We start from the raw sequence: 2,656 nt of genomic DNA, 5'->3' as shown, positions 1-2,656 counted from the left end.
CGCGCGTGACAGTATTTTCCTCTTAAAGCAATTTACTTTTCTGCACCACTAAGCAGTCGCACCTCTGAGTGATAGGCTGTTATCCCAGCACTGGGGGAGATGGAATTGCCCAGGTTGGACGCATCACACAGAAGTCGAGTTATCAGGGTTTCAAACCCTGACTCTGCCTTATTCCAAGCCTGATGGAGGGGTTTGACTTGGGCAGAAACGAATCACACGCCGAGGTAAGTGTAAAACAGTGCCACGAAAACTTGAAAAGCTATTGGAGTGGTGACTTCAGCGATCGCGGCTTTTAACCGATTTAGACTGATTTAGCTACGAGATTTCAAGCCTTTCAGGGCTGTGTGGCACTGTTTTGCACGTATCTGAAGCCGTTGGGCTAGCAGATTCGCCAGAGGAGGGTGATGAGTTGGTGCATCCTGTCCAAAGTTGGGAGGTTATGCCAAAGGCTCCGAATGAGAGTAACCCGCGAATGACCGTTCGTCGAGGTAGAGTGAGGCGACCAGCTTGACCTAGGATTTTAATTCCCTAAAACTCAGCAACACTGTAAAAAAACAATCTCTTCAAGCTGGACGGAGATCGCCGGGGGCTGCGCTAGGGTCCATGTTTTCGTAGCTGAAGTAGCGATCGGGAATGCCGTTGTAAATGATGTAGTCATCAAATACATGAATTCCTGGCCGACCGTTTACATAAGCGATCGCATCTCGCACAGAATGCAGTTGCTCCACGCTCATCTGTAACGGACGTTCGTAGGGTTGGTAATTGGTGCGAATCAGATAGTCTAAGCGAGGGTAGATCGACATCTCCACATGACACCCCAACAGGTACGTCACCGGGTGAGTATCAGTAAACGCAATCATCCGTTCAATGCTGCCGCAAAATTCATCCCAATCACGAATGTAGAGACGACCGGGGTAGAGCAAGTCTCCGGTGAAGAGGAGTTGGGTGTAGGGGTCGTAGATGGAAACTTCAGCATCTTCATGCCCAGGGCTTGCCATGACGTGTAGTACTCGCCCACCCAAATCAAACGGCACAACATCCTTGGGCCAGTCTTGAAATTTATAAAACTCACGGGTAGCCGCTAAACTGTGTCCTACCATCTCTGTATTGGGGCGATCGTCAAATTGCGGATCTCCTTCAAAGTGATCCCGATGTAGATGCGTATGAGCAACGACGAGTGAGTAGGATGGACGGGGATTTTTATCCAACCATTGTTCAATCAATTCATCGACGGTTTGACGCAATGGAAAGAAATCTGGCGATCGCGTTGCACCCGTGTCGAGCAGAATGGCGCGATCGTTCCCAAATAGCAGAAACATAAACGGGGCTTCATAGTGCACTGCCATATTTTGGCGCAGGATGTAGGTGTGCTCGTTGTAGGCGTGAATCTGGATGTCGGGATCGGTATTGTGCTTTGGTGAGATAGAGCCATGAATCCACTGCACATCCAGATTGCCGGACGCAGGAGCCTCTAGAGTAAAATCAATTGCGATGGGTGAATAGGACGTTAATGGGGTCAAAACAGTCTCCTATTTGCTATCAGAAGCGATCATCCACAAAAAGTGTTTACAAACTATACAGGTTGTAAATCTAACGTTGGGTAGTCAATGCAACCGTGCGCATCACCCCCTTGGGGGTTAGACTAAGCCGCCTTGGTGACGGGGTGGCTTAGTCTAACCCCACTTAGACTGGTCATTGAAACTGAGTTGCTGTGTAGACATCGTTGTATCCAACCCCATCAGAGCTTGACATTGAGCTAGAGATTAACCATCGGTGAGCAATCCGAGAGTAACATCAACATTTTTGCCGATACCCCATGCTTCCTTCAGAATTTCACGGAAGGTCGTTGTTTGATAGAGCATCGTTTCCCGCAACTGAATCGGAGACTACTCAGCTAATCTGTGATAAGTGGTTTACATACGGTATGAAGTAAGGTTTTTAAGCAAGAAGACCTGAAAGCCTTGTGTATTAAGATTTGACGAGTTCATCACCGGGTAGGTTTAGCAAACGAGAAAAAAACAACGTTAAGGCTAGAATCCTTTTCTAGCAAGGGTTTCAGCCTCTATTTTTTGTAGAATTTAAGACATTCAAATCGGTATATGTCTTGATAGGTAAATGTACAGTGACTTTTTATTTGTCGTGGAGACAGATTAGTGTCGTTAAAGAGGCCAAGCTAAATCTGAATGACTTTTCCGCCTCAATCCAGCTTAGGAATGCTGATGGCCAGATGCTAGACCGCTGAGTAAAAGCTCTCTGCAATCCTGCAACAGAGAAGGTTTTGCTCAGCGACACGAATTTATCTCGATGTCATTTAATTTGGCATTGTACAAACCGAAAGGCGAGAGCAACAGGCAACACAAAGCAAGCCTAACCATCGTAGGAGTCCTCTCTACTCGACGTCTCGATCCATTACTCCTTGAATCACGCAAAGTTACTGAGGGCAATTACTCTTTGAACCATACACATTACTAATAAGATCATTCAAAGAGTTCTCCAAATGACCCAGAAATTAATTGTCTTGTTGGTAATGGTAATGAGCTTACAGGCAGAACGCGCTTTCGCACAGTACGATCCCGACTACCAAATTGAGGTTGAGAACAATACCATCTGTAGCTTTATTACTGGAAACAATGTTAATGTTCGTGAAAGCCCTAAT

1 protein-coding gene is annotated in these 2,656 nt (G+C 46.3%); it reads right to left on the bottom strand.

What is annotated here, in order from left to right; all coding sequences use genetic code 11:
* Positions 1 to 563: 563 nt before the first annotated feature.
* On the bottom strand, positions 564 to 1,520 hold the full coding sequence (locus AC5JMP_RS14600) for an MBL fold metallo-hydrolase (protein ID WP_495852216.1): 957 nt from the start codon (positions 1,518 to 1,520) through the stop codon (positions 564 to 566).
* Positions 1,521 to 2,656: the final 1,136 nt, after the last annotated feature.

The sequence above is a fragment of the Drouetiella sp. genome, assembly GCF_059504425.1.
Note: the sequence above shows the minus strand (reverse complement) of the source record. Positions and strands in the feature narration are given on the sequence as shown.